Below are 21,190 nucleotides of genomic sequence, written 5' to 3'. Positions count from 1 at the left end.
TCGGGCCGGGCGCCCGCGTCCACCGAGGGCCCGGCTCCGGACCGCGGTTCGGGCTCGACTTCCGGCCCGGCCCGGCCTGGCCCGAACCCGACGGCATCGGACAATGGCATGGTGAGGCGCAAGAGGGAGAGGAAGCGGCCCGACTGGGGCGTACCGAAGGGGATCGTCCTGCTGGCGACGCCGGAGGGCTGGCGCATCACCGTGCTCACCGTGGAAGGCGGAATGCTCTGCGGGCGCCTGGACGTGCCGGTCAGCACCGATCCGCAGGACGCACGGGCCGCAGCCGGAGCAATGGTGAAGGACCTCGCGCGCGACTCCCACGGCACCGAGGTCGAGGTGAACTGGGATCCGCCCGTGGAGCCCTGGTCCTGGACCGCCCGAGTCGCCCTCGCCCTCGCCCTCGGGGGCGTACCACCTTCGCCGGACACCGGGCCTTGAACGAGGCGGACGGCGAGTGCCGACCCCGACGAGACCCCGGGCCGGGAAACGGCCCGGGGTCTCGTCCTGCGCGCACCCCGCCCCTCCGGGACCGCCCCACCCCACGCACCCCGCGCCTTCGCGCGCGCGGGACCCGTCGACGCACCGCACCCGGCCTCCGAGCCCGGGGCCCTCGGCAGCCGTAGCTCGCCCTCCCGAGCACGGGAGCGCACTCCCCGGCAGAGGACGCGCACCCCCAACCCCTGCCGGGCATACGGCTCCGGCCGCCCCCGGTCCTTCCCGGCGGGCGGCCCCGCCCCGTACCGCGCATCACCCCGGGGCCGGGGCCCCCACCCCGCGCCCCTCCTGACGCGACCCCCTCCCGGCGCGGGGACACCCCGCGCCCCTCCCGGCACAGCCCCCTCCCGGGCGCGGGACGACCCCGCCCCTCCACGCGCGAAAGCGCCCCCCGCACCGCGCGGAACAGCGGCCCCGGACTCCCTCCGCCGCGCGCCCCGGCGCCCCCGCCTCCCCACCTCCTTTACACCGGGCGGAATCTGTCACTCCGTCAGGACTCGTCACACCCCTTGATGTGATGTGTCCATGTCGCCACTCTGTTACCTGGCGCACCCCTCACGGAAACCTGGCGCCGCCACGATGACCGGGCCCACCGCCCGGCACCCCACCCGGGGGACGGCGACAGCCGAGGTCCCCCCGACTCAAGGGAGTTCCCATGCCCCTCCACGCCGTCTACGCGCGTCGACTCGCCGTTCTCGCCACCTCCGCCGCCCTCGCCCTGACCGGCGCCCTGGCCACCGCCCCGACCGCCCAGGCGGCCATGCCGACCCCGGTCAGCGCCGCCACCGCCCGTACCTACCTGGCCGCCCTCACCGTGCAGGCGGAAGGTTCCACCTCGGGTTACAGCCGGAGCCTCTTCCCGCACTGGATCACCCAGTCCGGCACCTGCAACACCCGCGAGACCGTCCTCAAGCGGGACGGCGTGAACGTCGTCACGGACGCCGCCTGCGCCTCAGTCAGCGGCAGTTGGTACTCGGAGTACGACGGCGCCACCTGGACCGCCGCGTCGGACCTCGACATCGACCACATGGTCCCGCTCGCCGAGGCATGGCGCTCGGGCGCCGCGTCGTGGACGACCGCGCAGCGCCAGTCCTTCGCGAACGACCTGACCCGACCGCAGCTCATCGCCGTCACCGACAACGTCAACCAGGCCAAGGGCGACCTGGACCCGGCGAAGTGGCTGCCCTCGCGGACCGCCTACCGCTGCACGTACGTCCGCGCGTGGGTGGACGTGAAGCACTACTGGAACCTCAGCGTGGACGCCGCCGAGAAGAGCGCGCTCCAGACCGTCCTGAACGGCTGCTGACCGGACCGCACCTGAGACGGCGTCACCTTCGGCCGACGGGAAGCGAACAGCACCGCACACCTCCCGTCGGCCGAATGTTGAACTTGCAAGCACTAGTGAGGGGTGCCTAACCTTGCGGGGCCTCATCGGTTTCCGTCCCCACGCCCCGTCCACCCCACGGACAGGGCCAGGCCGAAGGAGTCCCCCCATGAACGACCCGAACAACCCGAACAACCCGAACGGCTCGACCCACCCGAGCGGCCGGAGCGGCCCGAGTGCCACGAAGGGCGGGAGCACTCCGCCCGCCCGGAGCACCCGGACCGCCCCGCACGAACCGGCCGGTCCGGCACACCGTCTGAACCGGGCGCAGCCGTACGCGCTCGGCGTCTTCCGGATCGTCGTCGGTCTGCTCTTCGCCTGCCACGGCGCCGCCGCCCTCTTCGGCGTCCTCGGCGGCTCGGCGGGCGGCGGCACGGTCCCCGCAGGCACCTGGCCCGGCTGGTACGCCGCCGTCATACAGCTGGGCGCCGGTGGTCTGGTCCTGGCCGGTCTCGGTACCCGGAGCGCCGCGTTCCTCGCCTCGGGCTCGATGGCGTACGCGTACTTCACCGTCCACCAGCCGGAGTCCCTCTTCCCGCTCCAGAACGGCGGGGAGATCGCGGCGGTGTTCTGCTGGGCCTTCCTCCTCTTGGTGTTCACCGGGCCCGGAGCGCTGGCTCTCGACGGGCTCTTCGGTGACCGGGTCGGCCCGGACACGACGGATCGCGGCACGAACGCCGACCGCGAGGAACAGGGCACACCGGTCACGGCCTGACACCCGCTAGCGGAAAGGGCCGGAATCCACAGCGCGTCTTCCGGCCCTTTCCGAACCCCGCGCCCCCGGGAACCAGCCGCTCGCTCCGAGCGTTTTCCGTCAAACCCGCACAGCATCGCGCGGCTCCGACCGGGGCCGCGCGCACGACGTCCCGGCGCGCACGGCCGGGCGGAGCGCACGCCGTCCCGATGCGTGCCCCGGTCCGCCGGTCCGCCACCCCCGGCGCACCGCACCCACCCGGAAGGCGGCCCACCGCCTCCGCGTAGGCTCTGGCCCTGTGAATCTGCTCGACAGCCTGGGATCGCTGCGGTCGCTCACCGCCGGTCCATGGATATACCCGGTGGTGGCGGCGTCGATCCTGCTCGACGTCTTCCTGCCCGTGCTGCCGAGCGGTTTCCTGGTGATCACCGCCGCCACGGCGGCGGCGACGGCCACGGCGGCCACCCCCGACGTCCCCTCGCTCCTCCCCCTGCTCCTCTGCGCGGCAGGCGCATCGGTGCTCGGCGACTTCCTGGCGTACCGGCTGGCGCTCCGGGGCGGGCCCAGGATCGACCGGGCCCTCGCCCGGTCGAAGCGCCTGTCCCTGGCGCAGGAACGCCTCGGCACCGCCCTGGCCAGGGGCGGCGGCCTGCTCGTGGTCCTCGCCCGGTTCGCCCCTGCGGGACGCTCCGTGGTCTCCCTGGGCGCGGGCGCGGCGAAGCGGCGCGTGGAGGAGTTCCTGCCGTGGTCGGCGCTCGCGGGCGTGACCTGGGCCTCGTACAGCGTGGGGCTCGGCTGGCTCGGCGGTCAGTGGCTGGGCGCGACCTGGTTCAGCGCGGGGGTGTCCACCCTCGCGCTCTTCCTCGCGGGCGGGCTCGCCGCCTGTGTCCTGCGGCGTCCGGTCACGACTGCGGCACCCGCTTCCTGACGGCGGCGGCCCCGGGGTGCGCGCCGCGCACCTCCAGACCGTCGAGGAGTCTCGCGGTGGCCTGCGCGATCTCGTCCACGGCCCGCTCGAAGACCTCGCGGTTGTGGGCGGCGGGCGCCCGGAAGCCGGAGACCTTGCGGACGTACTGGAGGGCGGCGGCCCGGATGTCGTCCTCGGTCGCCTCCTCGGGCAGGACGGGCGGGCGGAGAGTCTTGATGCTGCGGCACATGCCTCCAGTGTGACGCGTGCCACTGACAGACGCCGGGGCGCGGGCGCCGGCCGGGCACCCCGTATCCGTGCCCGCACGTCCACCCGTGCCCCGTACTCCATCCTTCTCCGCCCCGTTCTCCCCTCCCCCTGTTCCTCCCCCTGTTCCTCCCCCTGCCCCTCTCTCTGTCCCCCTCTCTCCGCCCCCTCCCCCTGCCCCTCCCCCTCGCCGGGTCACCCCAGCCCGCCGACCTCCCGTCTGGTCCGTGCGTTGATCTCGGCGGCGCGGGCCCGCAGCTCGCGCAGGGGGGTGGCGGGCTGTACGTCGGAGGGCTCGGCCTCCCACTGGGTGCCGCCGTGTACGGCGCGGATCAGAAAGCGTCCGGCGACGCTCTCCAGATAGAAACCGACCCGCCCCGTGGCGGTGTCGCGTACGAGGTCACCGACCTCGGGCAGTGGCTGCACGCATCCCCTCCTTCCCGATTCCTGAAGCGTGCCGGAAGCGCTCCTGAAGACGCTCCCGACACTTGGGGAGAACCAGAGAAGCCCCACCGGCCCGCCCTGTCAACGTATCTCTAGAGATGTCCCCCGTTGGATGGATCGAAGGGCGGGGACGCAGGTGTGCGTGGACGTCGGCGGCGGGGTGCGCCGTAGGGTGTCGCGGAAAGGAAGGGAGTGGCCCACCCGTGACCGACCAGGACAGTGCCCGTCGCCCCAAGTACCGTCGTATCGCCGATGAGTTGAGAACCGCGATCCACTCGGGCGCGTTCGCCCCGGGCGACCGGCTCCCTGGCGAGAACGACCTCATGACGACGTACGACGTGGCCCGGATGACGGCCCGCCAGGCGCTCTCCGTGCTGCGCGACGAGGGCCTGACCGAGGCGCGCAGGGGTGCCGGGGTGTTCGTCCGCTCCTTCCGCCCGCTGCGCCGCCGGGGCATCCCCCGTCTGTCCGAGGGGCTCTGGGGGAACGGGCGTTCCATCTGGACGGCGGACGTGGGGGACGAGCGGGACCTGGTGGTCGACCAGGTCGAGGTGACCGAGGCGCGGGCGGGCGGGCGGATCGCGGCGACGCTGGGGCTGCCGCCGGGGGCGCCGGTGTGCGTCCGCAGCCGCCGGTTCGTCCTGGACGCCGAGCCGGTGCTGCTCTCGGTCTCCTACCTCTCCGCCGAGCTGGTGCGCGGGACGCCGGTCGCGGAGCCGGACACCGGGCCGGGCGGCCTGTACGCGCGGCTCGCGGAACTGGGGCAGCGGCCGGTGCGGTTCCGGGAGGAGATCCGCTGCCGGATGCCGACGGGGGAGGAGTCGGACCGGCTGGGTCTCGGATCGGGGACGCCGGTGATCCTGATCGGCCGGACGGCGTTCACGGGCCCCGGGGTGGCGGTGGAGCTGAACGAGATGACGCTGGACTCGTCGGCGTACGTGCTGGAGTACGACTTCGACGGATGAGGCCCGGAGGGGCGGCGGAGGTTCGCCGCTGTCGAGGAGTCCGGTCCGGAGGGGGCGGCGGTGCCGCCGCCGACGGCCCGGTCCTGCCCGTCGAGGGGGAGGGAAGTCACGGCGAAGGCCGGAAAGTTGTGCGGGCGGGGTGAAGAGCGTGCGTATCCTGTGTGCTCGCCGGGCCCCACAGGCGGGAGCCGGGCAGAAACCGAGGGACATCCATGCTTCGCGCACGCACGTTCGCGGCCGTGACCGCGGCCGCCGCCTCCGGCATCCTGCTGCTGCCCACGCAGGCACAGGCCGCCGGTTCGGTCCACCTGTACAAGGTCTACTACGACAGTCCGGGCACCGACAACCGGTCGAACGGCAGCCTCAACGCCGAGTACGTACAGATACGGAACACGACCTCGGCGGCGGTCAACCTCCGGGGCTGGACGCTCACGGACGCGTCGAACCACAAGTACGCCTTCGGCAACTTCGTCCTCGGCAAGGGCAAGACCGTGACGCTCCACACGGGCCGGGGCACGAACACCGCCGCGCACGTCTACCAGAACCGCGGTGCGTACGTCTGGAACAACGACCGCGACACGGCGACGCTGCGGAAGTCGAACGGCGCGCGGATCGACGTCTGCTCGTACAACTCGACGCGGGTCGACTACAAGTGGTGCTGACGCACCGCACCTGACGTCCTCCGTCGGGTCAGGGGGTCCCGGAAGAACTCCGGGACCCCTTGTCGTCGTCGGGATCGACGGGCGTACGGGCGGCGGGTACGCCCTGCTGCACGTCGGAGTTGACCTGCCCGCCGAGCGTCATGACGTTCAGGGTGGCGGAGTTCTCGTTGGCGATGGCCTTCTCGACCCGGGCGACGAGCGTCGAGAACGCCTCGCGCCGGGGCAGGTTGAAGTACGGCCCCACCTTGGTCTCGAAGTAGACGCGCTCATGCCCGAGGAGCTGTTCGGTGGAGCGGTAGTTCTTCCACTGCTCCCGGTACCGGAAGACGCTCTCCAGGGACACCGCGGCGACGACGACCACGCTCAGGACGGTGGCGGTGACCCGGGCGAAGGCCACGTCCAGATTGACGAAGACGGGCACGAGCGACCCCCCGACGACGGAGACGGTCCGCATCCGCAGATGCATCGCCTTCATACGGGTCGCCTTGACGTCGTACCAGCCCTGGTACTGCGACAGCCGACCCTCTATGTAGCGCTGCGGCGTCATCTCACCGCTCCGCACCTCGGATCCGGGCGCGTCCCCCACGTCAGTCATGCGGGGAGTACACCGGCCGTGCGGCCCGGCCGTCAACTCTTCGCCCATTCCCCCACAGCCCACCACAAGGTACGTTCATCCCACCTTCAGACAAAGGCACTTCAGGGAGGCTTCCCGTGGCGCAGGCCCACATCGCTCACTCGACCACGACCAAGGTCGGCATCGCCCTCGGCGTCCTGGCCGCCGCCTTCGCGGCCCTGGCGCTCCACTCGACGAGCACGCCCCAGGCGTCCGACCGCCAGACGGGCACGGTCAAGCCCGCGGTCGCGTCCGACCGCGAGACCGGCACGGTCAAGTGGGTCACGACGGCGAAGACCGCGGGCGACAAGAAGGTCGAGGTCATCAAGTAGGACCACCGCCCCGGCCCGCACGACGAGGGTGCCCTTCGGCCACGAAGGCCGAAGGGCACCCCCGTGTCACCGCCCTCGCACCCCGGCACCGCCACCGGCCTGGCAGGATCGACGGCGGTGGGGCAGTACGACGGAAGGGGGAGGCCAGATGCGTTCCGGTCCCGAACGGTCACCGGCCGAGGAGACGCTCGCCGGGCTCCTGGACGGCCTGCGCGGTCTCCGGGTCCACACCAAGAACGGCGTACCGAGCAGGCACAAGCCGCTGGCCCTGGCCTGGGCGATCTCCAGGGTCTCCGCGGGGAAGCCCCGGCTGGCGCCCTGGCGGGAGTTCCGCGAGGAGGTGGGGGGACTGCTGGAGGAGTTCCGGACACCCGGATCGTCCGTCACTCCCCAGTACCCGTTCTGGCATCTGGGCACCAGCGACATCTGGGACGTCCGGGGCCTGCCCGCCGGGCAGGACACCGCCCCCGGGGTGGCCATGCTGGAGAAGCTCGATCCCGAGGCGGGCCTGAGCCAGGAGGCCGCGCGTCTCCTGGGCGACGCCTCCGCCCGCCTGAAGGCCATCGCCGTCCTGCGCGAACACCACTTCACCGGCATCGACCAGCAAGCCCTGCTGACGCGGCTCGGCCTGGCGGACTACACGACGGCGAGCGGCACGACGGACCCGGCGGACGGCGACGGGGCCGCGGGCCCCGCCGCACGGCGCGAGTCCACCCACTCGCGCGTGATACGCGACTCCGCGCTCACGCTCAAGGTGAAGAGCCTGCACGAGAACCGTTGCCAGGCGTGCGGCCTGCGACTGCCGACCCCCCGGGGCGACTACAGCGAGGCCGCCCACATCCGGGGCCTCGGCCGCCCCCACCACGGCCCCGACGTCCTGTCCAACCTGCTCGTCCTGTGCCCGAACCACCACACGCAGTTCGACCTGCTCGGCCTGTACGTGGACACCGACGACACCGTCCGCCTCACCATGGACGACAGCGAGGTCGGCGTCCTGCGCCGCCACCCCGACCACCGGATAGACCCGAGACACCTCGCCCGCCACCGAACCCTGTGCGGCAAGGACACCCCCGACCGGAAGGCCGCCGAACGCATCGCGGGGAACCCGCTCCCTGACGCCTCCTCGGACGCCCGCAGGGAGCCCGCCCACCCTCACCGCCACGCTCCGGACCCAGCCCGGCGAGCACCGGCCGAACGCCGAGGACCCCCAGCCGCGATCGACTGAGGGCCCTCGTCCTGGTGGGCGCGGACGGTTTCGAACCGCCGACATCTGCTTTGTAAGAGCAGCGCTCTACCCCTGAGCTACGCACCCGTGGAAGAAGCATCAGCCTACATGGCACGGGGGTGGGTGCCGCAAACCCGTTCCCGGGGGTGGGGGCGCCACGCGCGCCCGTGCCCACTCCCCTCGTCCCCGTGCCCCCGGCCCCGGTCCTCGCGCGTGCCCCGGGCCGCGCGCCACCGGGCCCCGCGCCCCCGACCGGGGGTTACCCCCACCCCCGGTCCGGTGGGTCGCCGGATCGTGGGGGGTGGGGTGGGGGGCGTACGTTTCGGGGACTGTTCGCGTTCTTGGGGGTTCGGGGTCATGGTCGCTGGTCGTGGGGGGCGCGTGCTGTTCGTGTCCGGGGTCGTTCTGCTCGGGGTGCTCGGGCTCGGCGGGTGCGGGTCGCCCGATGTCGAGGGCGCTCCCGTCGAGCGGAAGACCTTCGCCTTCGAGGGCACCGCGCTCACCGTCGACTCCGACGACTCCGAGCTGATCATCACCCCCGCCGACATCGACGACGTCCGGGTCGAGCGGCAGATCGACGGGTGGGTGTTCATGGGGTCCGGGCCGAAGCCCGAGTGGAAGCTGGCCGACGGACGGCTGACCCTGCGCGTCGACTGCGACGCCGTCGCCTCCAGCTGCGGCGGTGTCCACCGGATCGAGGTGCCGCGCGGTGTCGCCGTCACCGTCCAGGACGACAACGGCGGCGTCACCGCCGAGGGCTTCGGCACCCCGCTGAAGATCCGTTCCGACAACGGCCACGTCCGGGTGAGCCGGGCCACCGCCGCCCTCGACCTCAGCAGCGACAACGGCGACATCACCGTCGGGCCCGGCGCCACCGCCCCCGACATCGTCGCCCGCTCCGACAACGGCTCCGTCCGGATCACCCTCGGGGCCGTGCCCCGCCGGGTCGAGGCCGTCACCGACAACGGCGACATCACCGTCGCCCTGCCCACCGCCGAGTACGAGGTGACGGGCGCCAGCGGCAACGGCCGGGTCCGGATCGACGTCCCCCGCCGGGACGCCTCCGGGCACTCCGTGAGCGCCCGGAGCGACAACGGCGACGTGACCGTCCGCACCGCGGACTGACCGGCCCGTGTGTTCGTCCGTGCCGGGTGGGACAATGAACCGGACCGGGCACGGCGGACACAGCACGGGAGAGGTACGTGGCGGCGAGCGACGCGAGGGGGGCGGGCGGCGTCCGGCATCGTGACGCGCCCCGCCGGGCAGGCACCCGTTCCGAGAGCGGCCCGCCGCCGGGCCCCTCCGGTCTCCGGCTGGCCCTCGCCCTGCCCCTGCTCGTCGGCGTCCTGCTGCCGGGCGCCTTCGCGGGCGGCGGCACCCGCCGCTGGTTCGGCGGACGCGGCGAGAGCCAGCGCGCCGAGGCCCAGGCCGCCAAGGACGCCGCCGCCGCGGCCTTCTACGAGCTCGACACCGCCCAGCGCGGCCTGCGGATCTCCCTGGAGACGATCACCGCGGTGGACAGCTCCCCCGAGGCCCGCCGCGCCGTCGAGGGCTTCGAGGCGCTCGGGCGCCGGATCGACGAGGTCAGCCACACCTACATCGGCGCGGTCGACGCCCATGACCTGGACCGTGACGAGCTGGACGCGGCGACCGCCTCCCGCGCCCGTGCCGAACTGACCCGCGCCAAGGAGGAGCTGGACCGCGCCAAGGCCGAGCTCGACCGGTTCGAGCAGGGTCTCGGCCCGCTCCTGGACCGTGCCGAGACCCAGCTCGCGCGGCTCGCGCCCGCGGTGGAGCGCGCCCGGGGGGCCCTGCGGGGCGCGAGCGGCGCCCTGGACTCCGTACGGGAAGCCGGTCTGCGGGCGGATGACCTCGCGGCCCGGCTCGCGGCCCTCGGGCCCGAGCTGACGCTGCTCAACGAGGGTGCCGGGCGGCACGGCGTCGCCGAGACCCTCCAGCGCGCGGACCGGGTGCTCCGGGACGCCGAGGCGGTACGGGCCGAGGCCGGGCGGCTGCCCGAGCGGGCCGCCGAGATCGACCGGCGGCTGGTCTCCCTCCGTACCCGTGCCGAGGCGCTCGCCACCCGCGCCGAAGGGGTCGCACCGGTCCTCTCCGAGCTGCGGCGGCGGTTCTCCGCGGCCTGCTGGCAGGACCTCCAGCAGGTGCCCGACCAGGCCGCCGTCTCGCTCGGGCAGGCCGGGGAGCGGCTCGCGGAGGCCGGGCGGGCGCGGGCCGAGCAGCGCTGGCCGGACGCCACCTCGCTGCTCTCGACCGTCCGGGCGCTGCTCGACTCGACCGACGAGGCCGTGTCCGCGGCCGGGGAGCGGCTGCGGCGGCTGGACGCCGTCGCGGTGGACCCGAAGGCGGAGACCGACCGGGCCAGGTTCGCGGTGCGGGACGCCCAGCGGCTGGCGATGGAGGGCCGGAGCACGCCCGATCCCCGGCACGCCGGGCCGCTGGACGAGGCCGTGGCGCGGATCGACCGGGCGGTGGGGACCCTGGAGGGGCGCCACCCGGACTACTGGCACTTCCTGACCGAGCTGGAGGACGTACGGGCCACCGTGACGCGGGTCGTCGGCCGGATCCGGGAGGAGCGCGGGGCGGCCCACTGACCCGTCCGCCCCCGCACCGCCCCGGAACCGGCCAGGGCCCGGCCGGGCCGCACCCACCCGACGCCCCACCCCCGCCGGGCTCCGCGCGGGCCGGGCCCCGCAGACCCTGACGGGGTCCTCCTGTGCCGGGTCCTGTCGAGCCTCTAGCCTGTTCCCATGCCCCGTTACGAATTCCGTTGCCGTACTTGTGGTGACACCTTCGAGCTCAGTCGGCCGATGGCCGAGTCCGCCGCCCCCGCCGCCTGCCCCGCCGGGCACGACGACACCGTGAAGCTGCTCTCCGCCGTGGCGGTCGGCGGCTCGGCCGCCCCCGCTCCGGGCGGCGGCGGAGGCGGTGGTGGGGGCGGCTGCTGCGGCGGTGGCTGCTGCGGTTAGTCCCGGGACGCGGCGGCGGCGCGGAAGCGGCGCAGGATCTCCTCCCCCGCCGCGACCCCGCGTTCGGTGAGGACGTCGAGGTGGGGGACGGTCCAGTCGCTGTCGGCCAGTTCGCCGTGGCCGGGCCGCCAGGCGCGGTCGGCGGCGAGCAGCAGGTCGGCGTCGAGGAGGGAGTCGCCGGCCGCGAGGGTGAGCGTGGCGCCGGTGCGGCGGGCGACCTCCCGGACGGCCGCGCCCTTGGTGAGCGGCTTCGGCACCGCGTACACCTTGCGGCCCTGGAGGGAGACCGTCCAGCCGCGTTCCCCCGCCCAGGTCCCGAAGCGGGCCAGCCAGTCGGCGGGGAGGCGTTCGCGTTCGACGACGAGGTAGGCGAAGAGGTCCTCGGCGACCCGGTGCTTGCGGACCCAGGACAGGTCGGTGGTGGCGGTGAGGTAGGCGCGGATCTCGGAGAGCGGCGCGCACTCCTCGGCGAGGCGGCGCAGTACGGAGGCGTGCCAGTCGGGGTCGGAGACGCCGTCGACGAGGATGTGTCCGCCGTTGGCGCAGATCGCGTACCTGGGTGCGGTGCCGGGGAGCTGGATGCGCAGGTACTGCTTGCGGGTCCGGGTGGTGGTGGGGACGAAGACGGCTTCGCCGGTGAGGCGGGCGAGGAGACCGGCCGCCTCCTCCGTCATGTAGGAGAGCGGCCTGGACTCGTGGACCTCGACGCAGAGCAGCCGGGGTGCCTGTGCGTCGGGCATTCCGAGGGCGAGTGCGGCGGACGAGTAGATGAGGGTGCGGTCGAGGTCGCTGGCGACCAGGGTGGTGGCGCTGCTCATCGGGACACCACCGTCCGGCCGTCGGCTCCGGTGGCCCCTCGGGTGTAGTGGGGGTGGATGAGGCCGACGCAGCTGTACGGGAGGCCGTCGACCTCCTCGACGGGTACGCCGCGCTGAGCGGCGAGGAGCCGGACGTGCGCGAGGTCGGCGTCGGCGCCGCGCCGGGCGAGGATCTTCCAGGGGACGCGGCGGAGCAGTACGCGGGTGGTCTCGCCGACGCCGGGCTTGACGAGGTTGACGTCGTGGATGCCGTACTCCTCGCTGATCCGCTCGACGGCGGCCCAGCCCTCCCAGCTGGGGGTGCGGTCGGCGGAGAGGAGTTCCTCCACCTCGTGGCCGACGGTGGCGGCGGCTTCGTCGAAGCGGGCGGTGACCGCGTCGAGGAAGGCTCCGGAGAGGTCGGCGTCCGCGAGTTCCCGGTAGTGCTTGGCGCCGTGGAAGTCGTCGGGTCCGACGAGGTCGGCGCGCAGGACCGTGCGGGAGATCAGGCCGGACACCGTGGAGTTGAGGCAGGCGGAGGGGATGAGGAAGTCCTCGCGGGTGCCGTAGGTGCGGACGCAGGAGCCGGGGTCGGCGAGGACGGTCATCTCCGGGTCGAAGCCGGTGATGCCCTCGGCGGCCTCGAACTTCCTTATCGCTTCGGCGAGTTCGCGGGCGATGGCGCCCTTGCCGGTCCAGCCGTCGACGAACACGACGTCGGCGGGGTCGTGGTGGGCGGCGAGCCAGCGCAGGGCGTTGGCGTCGATGCCCCGGCCGCGCACGATGGAGACGGCGTAGTGGGGCAGTTCGAGGCCGTGGCGGGCCTGTGCCCAGCGGCGCATGAGGATGCCGACGGGGGTGCCCGCGCGGGCGAGCGAGACGAGGACGGGGCGGCGGCCGGGGCGCTCGGCGAGGACGGTCTCGGTGATGACGCCGACGGCGTGGGCGAGGCGGGCGGCGGAGGCTTCCAGGGCGCTGTGGAAGAGCTCCTGGTAGGCGGCGCTCGGCTGGTACTCGACGGGCAGCGATTCGGCGTAGTGGGCGCCGCCGTTCTGGACGGCTTCCTCGCGTTCCTCGGTGGGCGCCTCCAGTGCGACGTCCGAGAGGTCCTGGAGCAGCCAGCCGACCTCTTCGGGGGCGTACGAGGAGAAGGCGGGGCCGCGGAGGGGCTCGGGCAGCATGGAGCTCCTTTCGGGAGCTTCGGGACCGGGGGTCCTGGGGGTGTGCGAGGGCACGACGGCGAGGACGACGCGGGGGATGTGCGCGGCGAGCTGGGCGAGGAGGCCGTCCGGGGCGTGCAGCCCGGGGGTGTCGGCGGTGGAGTCGACGACGGCGACGACGGCGTCGAAGCCCGCGCCCGCCACGTTGTACGCGTACCGCTCGCCGGGGCCGTCGGCGGGGTCGTCGTGGGCGGGGAAGACGAGCCGGGTGCGTATCGCGTAGCCGGGGTCGTCGACGGCGAGGACGGGTGAGCGGGTGGTGGTGGAGTAGTGGACGTCGTGTCCGGCGTCCTCCAGGGCGGTGGCGAGGCGCAGCGGCGCGTACATCAGCTCCTCGAAGCCGAGGACGAGGACGCGGCGGGCGCCGTGGAGGGCGGGGGCGAGGCGGGCGGCGAGGCCGGGGAGCGCGGCTTCCAGACGGGCGCGGTGCGCGGGGGTGAAGCCGTGGCGTCCGCCGTCGGGCAGTCCGCGGGGCCAGCGGAGGTCGACCCGGAGCGGGGCGGGGCGGGGCTCGGGCGGCGGGGGTACGGCCGCGGGGGCGGTCTCGTGCGCCGCGACGAGTGCCTGGCCCTTCTCCAGGACCCCTTCGGGGAGGCGTACGGTTCCGGCGGCGCCTGCGACCAGGTCGACGCGGGCGCCGATCTCCTCGGCGAAGGCGTCGAGGCGGCCGAGGTCGGCGGCGGAGCGCATGTCGACGAGGGCGACGACGACGTACCGCTCGCGGGGGTGGCGCTCGTGGAGGGCGCGGACGGTGTTGAGGACGGTGTTCCCGGTGGAGAACTCGTCGTCGACGAGGACGAGGGGTCCGTCGCCGGTGAGGAGGCCGGGGTCTTCGGGGAGCAGTAGGTGGGAGGTGGCGTGGGAGTGGGACTCCTCGAAGCCTCCCGCACCGGCGACCCCGGCGACGGGGCGGCGGGTGGAGTGGAGGTAGGGGGCGTGGCCGATCCCGTCGGCGACGGAGTGGCCGAGGGCGGTGGCGGTCTCGGCGTAGCCGAGGACGACGGCGCGGGCGGCCTCCTCGGCGCCGAGGAGGGCCAGGACGCGCCGTCCGAGTGCGAGGCCCGCGCCGTGGACGACGGAGGGGCGCTGCGGCACGTGCTTGCCGAGCACGCTGGAGACCAGCAGGTGCGCGCGCTTGGGGTTGCGGCGCAGTGCGAGGCCCAGCAGGCCGGGCAGTTCTTCGTCGCCGGTCAGTTCGACGCCCAGTCGCTCCGCGACCCACGTTCCGGTCCACACCACGTCGTCGACGTCCCTTCGTCAGCCGGCCAGTCCGGCGGTGAGCAGTTCCACGAAGCCGATGTCCTCGTTGGCGACGCCGAAGACCTCGGCGCGCAGCAGGATGCGCTCGGCCCAGGCGCGGTGCGGCTTCACTTCGTTCATCTTGTTGGTGTAGGCGGAGCGGAGGACTCCGCCGCCGCCCCGTTCGGGCCTGAGGATGTCCTGGGCGTCGCTCCACTCCTCGTGGCTGACCACGGAGAGGGCGTGCACGGGCACCACGTGGGTGGGGTGGATGCAGGTCTTGCCGAGGAGGCCGTTGGCGCGGTCGAGTTCGATCTCTCTGAGGAGTCCGTCGAGGTCGTGCTCGATGAGGGCGGTGCGCAGGTCCTCGGCGCGGCCCTCCAGGAAGGGGCTGCGGCGCAGCTGCGGCTTGAACATGCGCTCGCCGGGGCGGAAGTACTCCCAGACGGGTCCGGTGACGGTGAAGCCGGTGCCGTCGGAGCGGCTGAGGACGTTGACGACGTCGGCGATGACGTTGGCGACGATCTTGACGTCGTAGGCGGTCATGTCGGGCGAGCGGCGCAGTCCGTAGGCGGAGCAGAAGTCGGTGACGCCGAGGCGGAGGGCGAGGACGCGGTCGCGGTGCTTCTCGGTGATCGCGGCGATCCCGGCGAGGGTCTCGGCCCGGGTCTCCAGGTGGAGGAGTTCGGGGGACTCCAGGACGGGCATGGCGAAGAGGCGTCGTCCGCAGGTGCGCTCGGCGAGGGCGAGGGCGTCGAGGAAGGGTCCGCCGCGGCTTTCGGTGAACTTGGGGAGTACGAATCCGGACAGCAGGCGGACGGTGTCGCCGAGGCGGTCGACGAGTCCGGTGATCTGGTGCGGTTCGCGGACGCGGATGAAGAGCAGGGGGAGGTCCGTGCCGGTGCCGTCGTCGGTGGCGGTCCCGGCGGCGAGGTCGGCGAACTGGCGGACGAGGTTGGTCTCGCCCGCCTCGACGTCGGCGTCGCTGATGGAGTCCTCCAGGCAGAGGACCATGGAGACCACTCCGCGGGCGGCCTGTTTGCGGATGTCGTCGGCGAGCAGGGGGCGGGTGGCCGGGCTGTAGAGGGTGGCTCCGAGGGCCACGGCGAGGGTGCGGGCGGGCGAGTCGGCCGTGAAGACGGCGGGCTCCCGGTGGAACAGCCTGGCCCTCGTCGTGGACGGGATGTGACTGAAATGACGCATATGGGTCCCCGTCTGCCTTTCTCGACCCTGACGACATGTGGCCGGTAATAGTACGTAGGTGCGGGTGTCGTTAGTTCCCTCCCCTGATGAAATCCAGGTAACCCGACCGCCTCCCTCCGCCGGGCCGGGGCATCCATGGTGCCCCCGCGTTGTCCGCGGGGGCGACGGGAGGGCAGGATTGCGGTCATGACGCACGCGATGCTGAAGGGCTCCAACGTCCCTCTCGACACCGCGGCCGTACGGGCCGTGCTCCGCTGGACCCCGGGCCCCGGGGTCCCCGACGTGGACGCGTCGGCCCTGCTGCTCGGGCTTTCCGGGCGGGTACGGTCCGACGCCGACTTCGTCTTCTACAACCAGCCGCGCCACCCCTCGGGGCTGGTGCGGCGACTTCCGAAGAAGCGTGACTCCGAGGGTCTCACGGACACCGTGGAGGCGGACCTCGGCGGTCTGGAGGGTTCGGTCGACCGGGTGGTGATCGCCGCCTCCTCGGACGGCGGTACCTTCCGCTCCGTCTCCGACCTGCGCATCCTGCTGTACGACGCGGCGCCGGGGGCCGGGCGGACGCCGCTGGCCCTGTTCCCCGTGACGGCGGAGACCGGCGAGGAGACGGCCGTCATCTGCGGCGAGCTGTACCGGCGCGGGGACGGCTGGAAGTTCCGCGCGGTCGGCCAGGGCTACCCGACCGGCCTGGTGGGCCTGGCGACCGACTTCGGCATCTCGGTGGACGAGGACGCGCAGGACGCCGGGGACGAGCCGGACGTCCAGGACGCGCGGGAGACCCGGCCGGCCGGGGACGCCCCGGGCGCCGCCGTGCCCGACCTCGACCTGACCCTGGTCCACTCCCCCGTGCCGCCGCGGCCCGCGGCCCCGCCGATGCCCGACCGGGCGCCGGACCACGGCCACCCGGCGCCCGCGTACGGCTATCCGCAGCCCGTCGGCGCCGCCCCGGAACCGGCGCCCTCGCCGGACTTCCGGATGCCGCCCATGGGCCCCCAGTTCGTCCGGCCCTGAGGCCGGGGGCGGCGGCTACGTCTTGGTCTTGTAGCCGCGGCCCCACTGCAGGCCCCAGCCGTACAGCCGGTCCAGTTCGGCCTGGAAGCCGTAGACGAAGCGCACCTCGCGGCGGACGATCAGCTGGCCCTTGGTGTTCTCCACGGAGAAGACCGCGCAGGAGCGGGCCTGCGGGGCCCGCTCGTCGAGCTCGATCTCGATCCGGGGGCCGTTGCTCGGGTAGAGCGTGATCTTGGCGTGCGTCCGGTCGAAGGCGGGCGTCTGGTCGTAGATGTACGCGAAGAACAGCAGGCGCTTGATCTCGTCCTTGTGGTCCAGATTGACGTAGATCGTCTCCCCGGAGGAGCCGCCGAAGCGGTCGTCGCCGCTGAGCTTGACGTACGGGGCCTCGTTCAGGTCGCCGAAGAAGCCGCCGAGGGGCTGCACCACGCCCTTGCTGCCGTCGGACAGCTCGTAGAGGCAGCCCAGGTCCAGGTCGACGTTGACCATGCCCTGGGTGTGCGCCTGGACGACCTCGGGCTTGAACAGCTGCGAAGGGTTGCGCAGCAGCTGCGCGGTGCTGCGGCGCTGCCGCCCTTCCAGGTCGGAGGTCCGCATCCGCCAGGAGAGGTTCACCCGGAGGTTGCCGGTGGCCGCTCCCTGCTTGGTCAACGAGACGGTCGGGCGCCGTTTCGTCAGGTCGATCGAGTTCGACGCGGCGCTGCCCGAGTCGAAGTGCGCCGCCCTCCCCGGAAACAGGTTGTCCCAGAAGGCCATCCCGCCTTCACCCCCACTGCTCGTGTCCACCCGCACATGCCCGCGGGGCGGCCGGGTCCACCGGCCGCCCCGCAGAGAAGCGTTCCTCGTCGGCGGGGGCGTCACACCCCGGACGGCACCTCGGTCTTGTCCTCGGACGACCCCGAGCCGCCCCCGGCCGCCGCGAGCCGCTTGTTGCGGCGGACGGAGGACCAGAAGGACCAGGCGATCAGGGCGACGCCGATGAGACCGGTGACGACCTCGGGGATCTCGTACCGGATGCTGATCATGAGGATCACCGCCAGGGCGCCGATCGCGTAGTGCGCGCCGTGCTCCAGGTAGACGTAGTCGTCGAGGGTGCCCTGGCGGACCAGGTAGACCGTCAGCGAACGCACGTACATCGCGCCGACGCCGAGGCCGAGCGCCATCAGGACGATGTCGTTGGTGATGGCGAAGGCGCCGATGACACCGTCGAAGGAGAAGGAGGCGTCGAGGACCTCCAGGTAGAGGAACATGAAGAAGGCGGCCTTGCCGGCGAGCTTGACGGGGGCGACCTTCTTGCCGCTGCGCCTGGCCGCTTCCTCGGCCTCGTGCTCGCGCTCCTCGTCCTCCTCCAGCTTGTTCTCGAAGAAGCCGGAGAGACCGCCGACGACGAGGTACGTGATGAGGCCGGCGATGCCGGAGATCAGTACCGTCTGCGCCTTGTCGATGTGGGTGCCACCGTGCTGGTGGGCCTGGGTCGCGAAGGTCATCGCGCTGACCAGCAGGACGATGAGGGCGATGCAGACCGACAGCATGTCGACCTTGCCGAGCTTGGCCAGCGGGCGCTCCAGCCAGGCGAGCCACTTGATGTCACGGTCCTCGAAGATGAAGTCGAGGAAGATCATCAGCAGGAACATGCCACCGAAGGCGGCGATCGACGGGTGCGCGTCGGTCACCAGTTCCTGGTACTTGTCGGCGTCGTTCAGCGCGAGGTCGACGGCCTCGATCGGGCCGATCTTCGCGCTGATCGCCACGATCACGACGGGGAAGACCAGCCGCATACCGAAGACGGCGATGAGCACGCCGATGGTGAGGAAGATCTTCTGCCAGAAGACATTCATCTTCTGCACGATCCCGGCGTTGACCACCGCGTTGTCGAAGGAGAGCGAGATCTCCAGGACACAGAGGATCGCGACGACCCCGAAGGCCTGCCAGCCTCCGTACCACACGGCGACCACCAGGCCGAGCACAGTGATCGCGAACGACCAGCCGAAGGTTTTCAGAATCACTGGCTACCCCATTGTGAAATGAACATGCCTTTACGAAACGTTGACCCCGAAGTCTAGAGCGATGCCCCGGAGGCCGGACGCGTACCCCTGGCCCACCGCGCGGAACTTCCACTCGCCCTGATGGCGGTAGAGCTCGCCGAAGATCATCGCGGTCTCCGTCGAGGCGTCCTCGGAGAGGTCGTACCGGGCGAGCTCCTGGCCGTCGGCGCGGTTCACCACCCGGATGAACGCGTTGCCGACCTGGCCGAAGCTCTGGCCCCGGTTGTCGGCGTCATGGATCGACACCGGAAAGACGATCTTGTCGCAGTGGGCCGGCACCCGGGCCAGGTCGACGATCAGGGACTCGTCGTCGCCGTCACCCTCGCCGGTGAGGTTGTCGCCGGTGTGTTCGACGGAGCCCTCGGGGCTGCGCAGCTGGTTGTAGAAGACGAAGTAGTCGTCCCCGAGCACCCGGCCGCCCCGGCACAGCAGGGCGCTGGCGTCGAGGTCGAAGGGGGCTCCGGTGGTGGAGCGCGCGTCCCAGCCGAGCCCCACGAGGACCTGGGTGAGGTGGGGTGCGGCCTTGGAGAGGGAGACGTTGCCTCCCTTGGCGAGCGTGACGCCCATGATGCGTTTCCTCCCCGGTGACGATGAGGCACGTCCGGCGCCGCACGGGAGGTGCGGCGCCGGACGGTTCGACGGTTCGGCTCAGACGTTGACGCCGAAGTCCTGCGCGATGCCGCGCAGACCCGATGCATACCCCTGGCCGACGGCGCGGAACTTCCACTCCGCGCCGTGGCGGTACAGCTCGCCGAAGACCATGGCGGTCTCCGTCGAGGCGTCCTCGGAGAGGTCGTACCGGGCGATCTCGGCGCCGCCGGCCTGGTTCACCACGCGGATGAACGCGTTGCGCACCTGGCCGAAGGACTGCTGGCGGTTCTCGGCGTCGTAGATCGAGACCGGGAAGACGATCTTGGCGACGTCGGCCGGCACGGTGGCCAGGCTGACCTTGACCTGCTCGTCGTCGCCCTCGCCCTCACCGGTCGTGTTGTCGCCGGTGTGCTCGACGGACCCGTCGGCGCTCTTCAGGTTGTTGAAGAACACGAAGTCCTGGTCGTTGCGGACCTTCCCCGCCTCGCTCACCAGAATGGCGCTGGCGTCGAGGTCGAAGTCCGTACCGGTGGTGGTGCGGACGTCCCAGCCCAGACCGACGGTCACGGCGGTGAGGCCAGGGGCCTCCTTGGTCAGCGAGACGTTGCCGCCCTTGCTGAGGCTGACTCCCACGAGTCCCTCCATAGGTTTCCAGGGGCAACACCCCTGGTCGTGCGTTGGCATCGGATCAACGTCTGGATCCTAGTGACGGGTTCCCTGCCGAAACAGTCGATTCGCCCGCGAATCCGAGGGTGTCGGCCCCGGAAGGCCCCCGAGGGCGGCTCAGAGGGCGTCGAGCGCCTTCACGTAGCCGCCGAGGTCACGGGCGTCCGGCAGGGCGTTGACGACCCTCCAGCGGACCGTCCCCGCCTTGTCGATGACGAAGGTGCCGCGGACCGCGCAGCCCTTCTCCTCGTCGAACACCCCGTACGCCCGGGACGCCTCGCCGTGCGGCCAGAAGTCGGAGAGCAGCGGGTACTCCAGGGACTCCTGCTCCGCGAAGACGCGCAGGGTGTGGACGGAGTCGTTGGAGACCGCGAGGAGCTGGGTGTCGTCGTTGACGAACACCGGGAGGCTGTCCCTCAGCTCGCCCAGCTCGCCCGCGCAGACGCTGGTGAACGCGAAGGGGTAGAAGACCAGCACCACGTTCTTCTCGCCGCGCAGGTCCGCGAGCCGCACGGTCCGCCCGTGGTTGTCCCTCAGCTCGAAGTCCGGGGCCTGGCTGCCGACCTCGATCGCCATCGCGTACGCGTCCCTTCGACGGGGCCCTGACCTTGGGCCGAACCGGTGAACCCCACCCTACGGCCTGTGCACGAAAGCCCCCGCCGACGGGTCGGCGGGGGCTTCTCGCAGCATTCTGCTCAGCGCTTGGGGGCGGTCAGGCGGGTGCCCGTCCAGTCCTTGGCGACGCTGATGCTCTTGGTCTGGGAGAGACCAGCTGTCTGCGCGGCATCGTTGATGTCGCTCGGCTCGATGTAGCCGTCGCGGCCGGTCTTCGGCGTCAGCAGCCAGATGGTGCCGCCGTCCTCCAGAAGACCGATGGCGTCCACCAGGGCGTCGGTGAGGTCGCCGTCCTCGTCACGGAACCAGAGCACGACGGCGTCGGCGACGTCGTCGTACTCCTCGTCCACGAGCTCGACCCCGATGATGGACTCGATACCTTCACGGAGATCATGGTCGACGTCGTCGTCGTAGCCGATCTCCTGGACCACCTGTCCGGGCTCGAACCCCAGCCTTCCGGCCGGGTTGGTCCGCTCCTCCGCGTGGTCCGCGGTCGCGCTCACGGCTTGCCTCCTGCTCATTCGGGAAATGCTTGGGCCACGCGTGGGCGCGCGGCGCTGGCCGTAGTCCACACGTGCCGGGGCGGATCGCGCAAGTACCCGGCCGCGGAGACCGCCGAAACGGTGACGTTTGGGGCCGTCTCGCCGCAACTTCCGGCGCCGAGGGGCTCCGCTCCGTGACCAGGGACACACGGATCATCCCGGTTTGTGGACTTCTGAGGTTTCAGTCTGCCGAACGCCCGGACTAAACGCATGTGCGAGTTGGGCGTAAGGTTACGATTTGAGCACACCCAGACACGAGGACACCCCTGGGGGTTACCCCCGGGTA

24 protein-coding genes and 1 tRNA gene are annotated in these 21,190 nt (G+C 72.3%); 12 read left to right on the top strand and 13 right to left on the bottom strand.

Annotated features, from left to right (window positions below; genetic code table 11):
* The first annotated feature begins 111 nt into the window (after window positions 1-111).
* The 4 genes from ACIO92_RS06510 (at window position 112) to ACIO92_RS06495 (ending at window position 3,501) form a co-directional block, all read left to right on the top strand.
* On the top strand, window positions 112-438 hold the full coding sequence (locus tag ACIO92_RS06510) for a hypothetical protein (RefSeq protein WP_402279712.1): 327 nt from the start codon (window positions 112-114) through the stop codon (window positions 436-438).
* Between the two features lie 712 nt (window positions 439-1,150).
* A complete protein-coding gene (locus ACIO92_RS06505) occupies window positions 1,151-1,801 on the top strand; it encodes an HNH endonuclease family protein (RefSeq protein ID WP_366440394.1) in 651 nt (216 codons plus the stop codon).
* Window positions 1,802-2,135: 334 nt separating this feature from the next.
* Complete coding sequence (locus ACIO92_RS06500) at window positions 2,136-2,594, top strand: DoxX family protein (protein ID WP_366440664.1); 459 nt, start codon at window positions 2,136-2,138, stop codon at window positions 2,592-2,594.
* A 277-nt stretch (window positions 2,595-2,871) separates the two neighbouring features.
* Window positions 2,872-3,501, top strand: a complete 630-nt coding sequence (locus tag ACIO92_RS06495) for a DedA family protein (RefSeq protein WP_401239976.1) — start codon at window positions 2,872-2,874, stop codon at window positions 3,499-3,501.
* Here the strand turns inward: ACIO92_RS06495 and ACIO92_RS06490 are convergent.
* Complete coding sequence (locus ACIO92_RS06490) at window positions 3,476-3,730, bottom strand: DUF2277 domain-containing protein (protein WP_366440395.1); 255 nt, start codon at window positions 3,728-3,730, stop codon at window positions 3,476-3,478. The two genes, ACIO92_RS06495 and ACIO92_RS06490, sit on opposite strands and share 26 nt — an antisense overlap.
* A gap of 212 nt (window positions 3,731-3,942) precedes the next feature.
* The gene (locus ACIO92_RS06485) at window positions 3,943-4,173 is read right to left on the bottom strand and encodes a hypothetical protein (RefSeq protein WP_366440396.1); all 231 of its coding nucleotides are present in this window, start codon (window positions 4,171-4,173) and stop codon (window positions 3,943-3,945) included.
* 221 nt (window positions 4,174-4,394) lie between these two features.
* Here ACIO92_RS06485 and ACIO92_RS06480 point away from each other — a divergent pair, with 221 nt between their 5' ends.
* Entirely contained in the window at window positions 4,395-5,156 is a 762-nt protein-coding gene (locus ACIO92_RS06480) for a GntR family transcriptional regulator (RefSeq protein ID WP_366440397.1), read from the top strand.
* Window positions 5,157-5,368: 212 nt separating this feature from the next.
* Entirely contained in the window at window positions 5,369-5,818 is a 450-nt protein-coding gene (locus tag ACIO92_RS06475; RefSeq protein ID WP_366440398.1) for a lamin tail domain-containing protein, read from the top strand.
* A 28-nt stretch (window positions 5,819-5,846) separates the two neighbouring features.
* On the opposite strand, the gene ACIO92_RS06470 is transcribed toward ACIO92_RS06475, so the two are convergent.
* Window positions 5,847-6,413 carry a DUF4231 domain-containing protein gene (locus ACIO92_RS06470; protein WP_402279718.1) on the bottom strand — a complete coding sequence of 189 codons (567 nt, stop codon included), beginning with the start codon at window positions 6,411-6,413 and terminating at the stop codon, window positions 5,847-5,849.
* A gap of 116 nt (window positions 6,414-6,529) precedes the next feature.
* Between ACIO92_RS06470 and ACIO92_RS06465 the strand changes: the two genes are divergently transcribed.
* The gene (locus ACIO92_RS06465) at window positions 6,530-6,763 is read left to right on the top strand and encodes a hypothetical protein (protein WP_366440400.1); all 234 of its coding nucleotides are present in this window, start codon (window positions 6,530-6,532) and stop codon (window positions 6,761-6,763) included.
* A 148-nt stretch (window positions 6,764-6,911) separates the two neighbouring features.
* Entirely contained in the window at window positions 6,912-7,988 is a 1,077-nt protein-coding gene (locus ACIO92_RS06460) for an HNH endonuclease (RefSeq protein WP_401239986.1), read from the top strand.
* Between the two features lie 12 nt (window positions 7,989-8,000).
* On the opposite strand, the gene ACIO92_RS06455 is transcribed toward ACIO92_RS06460, so the two are convergent.
* Window positions 8,001-8,075, bottom strand: a tRNA-Val gene (locus ACIO92_RS06455).
* Window positions 8,076-8,369: 294 nt separating this feature from the next.
* Here ACIO92_RS06455 and ACIO92_RS06450 point away from each other — a divergent pair.
* The 3 genes from ACIO92_RS06450 to ACIO92_RS06440 all read left to right on the top strand — a co-directional run bounded on the left by ACIO92_RS06450 (window position 8,370) and on the right by ACIO92_RS06440 (window position 10,975).
* A complete protein-coding gene (locus ACIO92_RS06450) occupies window positions 8,370-9,113 on the top strand; it encodes a DUF4097 family beta strand repeat-containing protein (RefSeq protein WP_401239988.1) in 744 nt (247 codons plus the stop codon).
* Between the two features lie 77 nt (window positions 9,114-9,190).
* The gene (locus ACIO92_RS06445; RefSeq protein ID WP_366440403.1) at window positions 9,191-10,600 is read left to right on the top strand and encodes a hypothetical protein; all 1,410 of its coding nucleotides are present in this window, start codon (window positions 9,191-9,193) and stop codon (window positions 10,598-10,600) included.
* Between the two features lie 156 nt (window positions 10,601-10,756).
* Window positions 10,757-10,975, top strand: coding sequence for a zinc ribbon domain-containing protein (locus ACIO92_RS06440; RefSeq protein ID WP_366440404.1), 219 nt, complete (start codon window positions 10,757-10,759; stop codon window positions 10,973-10,975).
* Here ACIO92_RS06440 and ACIO92_RS06435 read toward each other — a convergent pair.
* Genes ACIO92_RS06435 through ACIO92_RS06425 form a run of 3 tightly spaced genes read right to left on the bottom strand, consistent with a single transcriptional unit; the run spans window position 10,972 to window position 15,434 of the window.
* Window positions 10,972-11,793 (bottom strand): HAD family hydrolase, encoded by an 822-nt coding sequence (locus tag ACIO92_RS06435; RefSeq protein WP_366440405.1) that lies wholly within the window; start codon window positions 11,791-11,793, stop codon window positions 10,972-10,974. The two genes, ACIO92_RS06440 and ACIO92_RS06435, sit on opposite strands and share 4 nt — an antisense overlap.
* Window positions 11,790-14,231 (bottom strand): phosphoribosyltransferase, encoded by a 2,442-nt coding sequence (locus ACIO92_RS06430; RefSeq protein ID WP_402055417.1) that lies wholly within the window; start codon window positions 14,229-14,231, stop codon window positions 11,790-11,792. The genes ACIO92_RS06435 and ACIO92_RS06430 overlap by 4 nt, the downstream gene beginning before the upstream one ends.
* Before the next feature lie 18 nt (window positions 14,232-14,249).
* Complete coding sequence (locus ACIO92_RS06425; protein WP_366440407.1) at window positions 14,250-15,434, bottom strand: HpcH/HpaI aldolase/citrate lyase family protein; 1,185 nt, start codon at window positions 15,432-15,434, stop codon at window positions 14,250-14,252.
* 186 nt (window positions 15,435-15,620) lie between these two features.
* Here ACIO92_RS06425 and ACIO92_RS06420 point away from each other — a divergent pair, with 186 nt between their 5' ends.
* Window positions 15,621-16,445 carry a TerD family protein gene (locus ACIO92_RS06420; protein WP_366440408.1) on the top strand — a complete coding sequence of 275 codons (825 nt, stop codon included), beginning with the start codon at window positions 15,621-15,623 and terminating at the stop codon, window positions 16,443-16,445.
* Between the two features lie 15 nt (window positions 16,446-16,460).
* Here ACIO92_RS06420 and ACIO92_RS06415 read toward each other — a convergent pair whose 3' ends face one another.
* The 6 genes from ACIO92_RS06415 to ACIO92_RS06390 form a co-directional block, all read right to left on the bottom strand.
* Entirely contained in the window at window positions 16,461-17,201 is a 741-nt protein-coding gene (locus ACIO92_RS06415) for a Tellurium resistance (RefSeq protein WP_366440409.1), read from the bottom strand.
* Between the two features lie 101 nt (window positions 17,202-17,302).
* On the bottom strand, window positions 17,303-18,451 hold the full coding sequence (locus tag ACIO92_RS06410; RefSeq protein WP_366440410.1) for a DUF475 domain-containing protein: 1,149 nt from the start codon (window positions 18,449-18,451) through the stop codon (window positions 17,303-17,305).
* Window positions 18,452-18,481: 30 nt separating this feature from the next.
* Entirely contained in the window at window positions 18,482-19,057 is a 576-nt protein-coding gene (locus ACIO92_RS06405) for a TerD family protein (protein ID WP_402279727.1), read from the bottom strand.
* Between the two features lie 81 nt (window positions 19,058-19,138).
* The gene (locus ACIO92_RS06400; RefSeq protein WP_351786311.1) at window positions 19,139-19,714 is read right to left on the bottom strand and encodes a TerD family protein; all 576 of its coding nucleotides are present in this window, start codon (window positions 19,712-19,714) and stop codon (window positions 19,139-19,141) included.
* Window positions 19,715-19,864: 150 nt separating this feature from the next.
* Window positions 19,865-20,323 carry a peroxiredoxin gene (locus ACIO92_RS06395; protein ID WP_366440412.1) on the bottom strand — a complete coding sequence of 153 codons (459 nt, stop codon included), beginning with the start codon at window positions 20,321-20,323 and terminating at the stop codon, window positions 19,865-19,867.
* A 119-nt stretch (window positions 20,324-20,442) separates the two neighbouring features.
* Entirely contained in the window at window positions 20,443-20,865 is a 423-nt protein-coding gene (locus ACIO92_RS06390) for a DUF3052 domain-containing protein (protein ID WP_366440413.1), read from the bottom strand.
* Between the last annotated feature and the right edge of the window lie 325 nt (window positions 20,866-21,190).

This window comes from Streptomyces sp. NPDC087215 (assembly GCF_044744885.1).
GTDB lineage: Bacteria > Actinomycetota > Actinomycetes > Streptomycetales > Streptomycetaceae > Streptomyces.
The sequence above is the reverse complement of the archived record's forward strand: the minus strand, read 5'-3'. Positions and strand labels throughout refer to the sequence as shown.

What these genes read in the sequence shown, in the direction of transcription:
- ACIO92_RS06505 (WP_366440394.1), top strand. Translation starts at nt 1,151, where the DNA reads ATGCCCCTCCACGCCGTCTACGCGCGTCGACTCGCCGTTCTCGCCACC.
- ACIO92_RS06490 (WP_366440395.1), bottom strand. Translation starts at nt 3,730, where the DNA reads ATGTGCCGCAGCATCAAGACTCTCCGCCCGCCCGTCCTGCCCGAGGAG.
- ACIO92_RS06475 (WP_366440398.1), top strand. Translation starts at nt 5,369, where the DNA reads ATGCTTCGCGCACGCACGTTCGCGGCCGTGACCGCGGCCGCCGCCTCC.
- ACIO92_RS06470 (WP_402279718.1), bottom strand. Translation starts at nt 6,413, where the DNA reads ATGACTGACGTGGGGGACGCGCCCGGATCCGAGGTGCGGAGCGGTGAG.
- ACIO92_RS06460 (WP_401239986.1), top strand. Translation starts at nt 6,912, where the DNA reads ATGCGTTCCGGTCCCGAACGGTCACCGGCCGAGGAGACGCTCGCCGGG.
- ACIO92_RS06440 (WP_366440404.1), top strand. Translation starts at nt 10,757, where the DNA reads ATGCCCCGTTACGAATTCCGTTGCCGTACTTGTGGTGACACCTTCGAG.
- ACIO92_RS06435 (WP_366440405.1), bottom strand. Translation starts at nt 11,793, where the DNA reads ATGAGCAGCGCCACCACCCTGGTCGCCAGCGACCTCGACCGCACCCTC.
- ACIO92_RS06425 (WP_366440407.1), bottom strand. Translation starts at nt 15,434, where the DNA reads ATGCGTCATTTCAGTCACATCCCGTCCACGACGAGGGCCAGGCTGTTC.
- ACIO92_RS06420 (WP_366440408.1), top strand. Translation starts at nt 15,621, where the DNA reads ATGACGCACGCGATGCTGAAGGGCTCCAACGTCCCTCTCGACACCGCG.
- ACIO92_RS06415 (WP_366440409.1), bottom strand. Translation starts at nt 17,201, where the DNA reads ATGGCCTTCTGGGACAACCTGTTTCCGGGGAGGGCGGCGCACTTCGAC.
- ACIO92_RS06405 (WP_402279727.1), bottom strand. Translation starts at nt 19,057, where the DNA reads ATGGGCGTCACGCTCGCCAAGGGAGGCAACGTCTCCCTCTCCAAGGCC.
- ACIO92_RS06395 (WP_366440412.1), bottom strand. Translation starts at nt 20,323, where the DNA reads ATGGCGATCGAGGTCGGCAGCCAGGCCCCGGACTTCGAGCTGAGGGAC.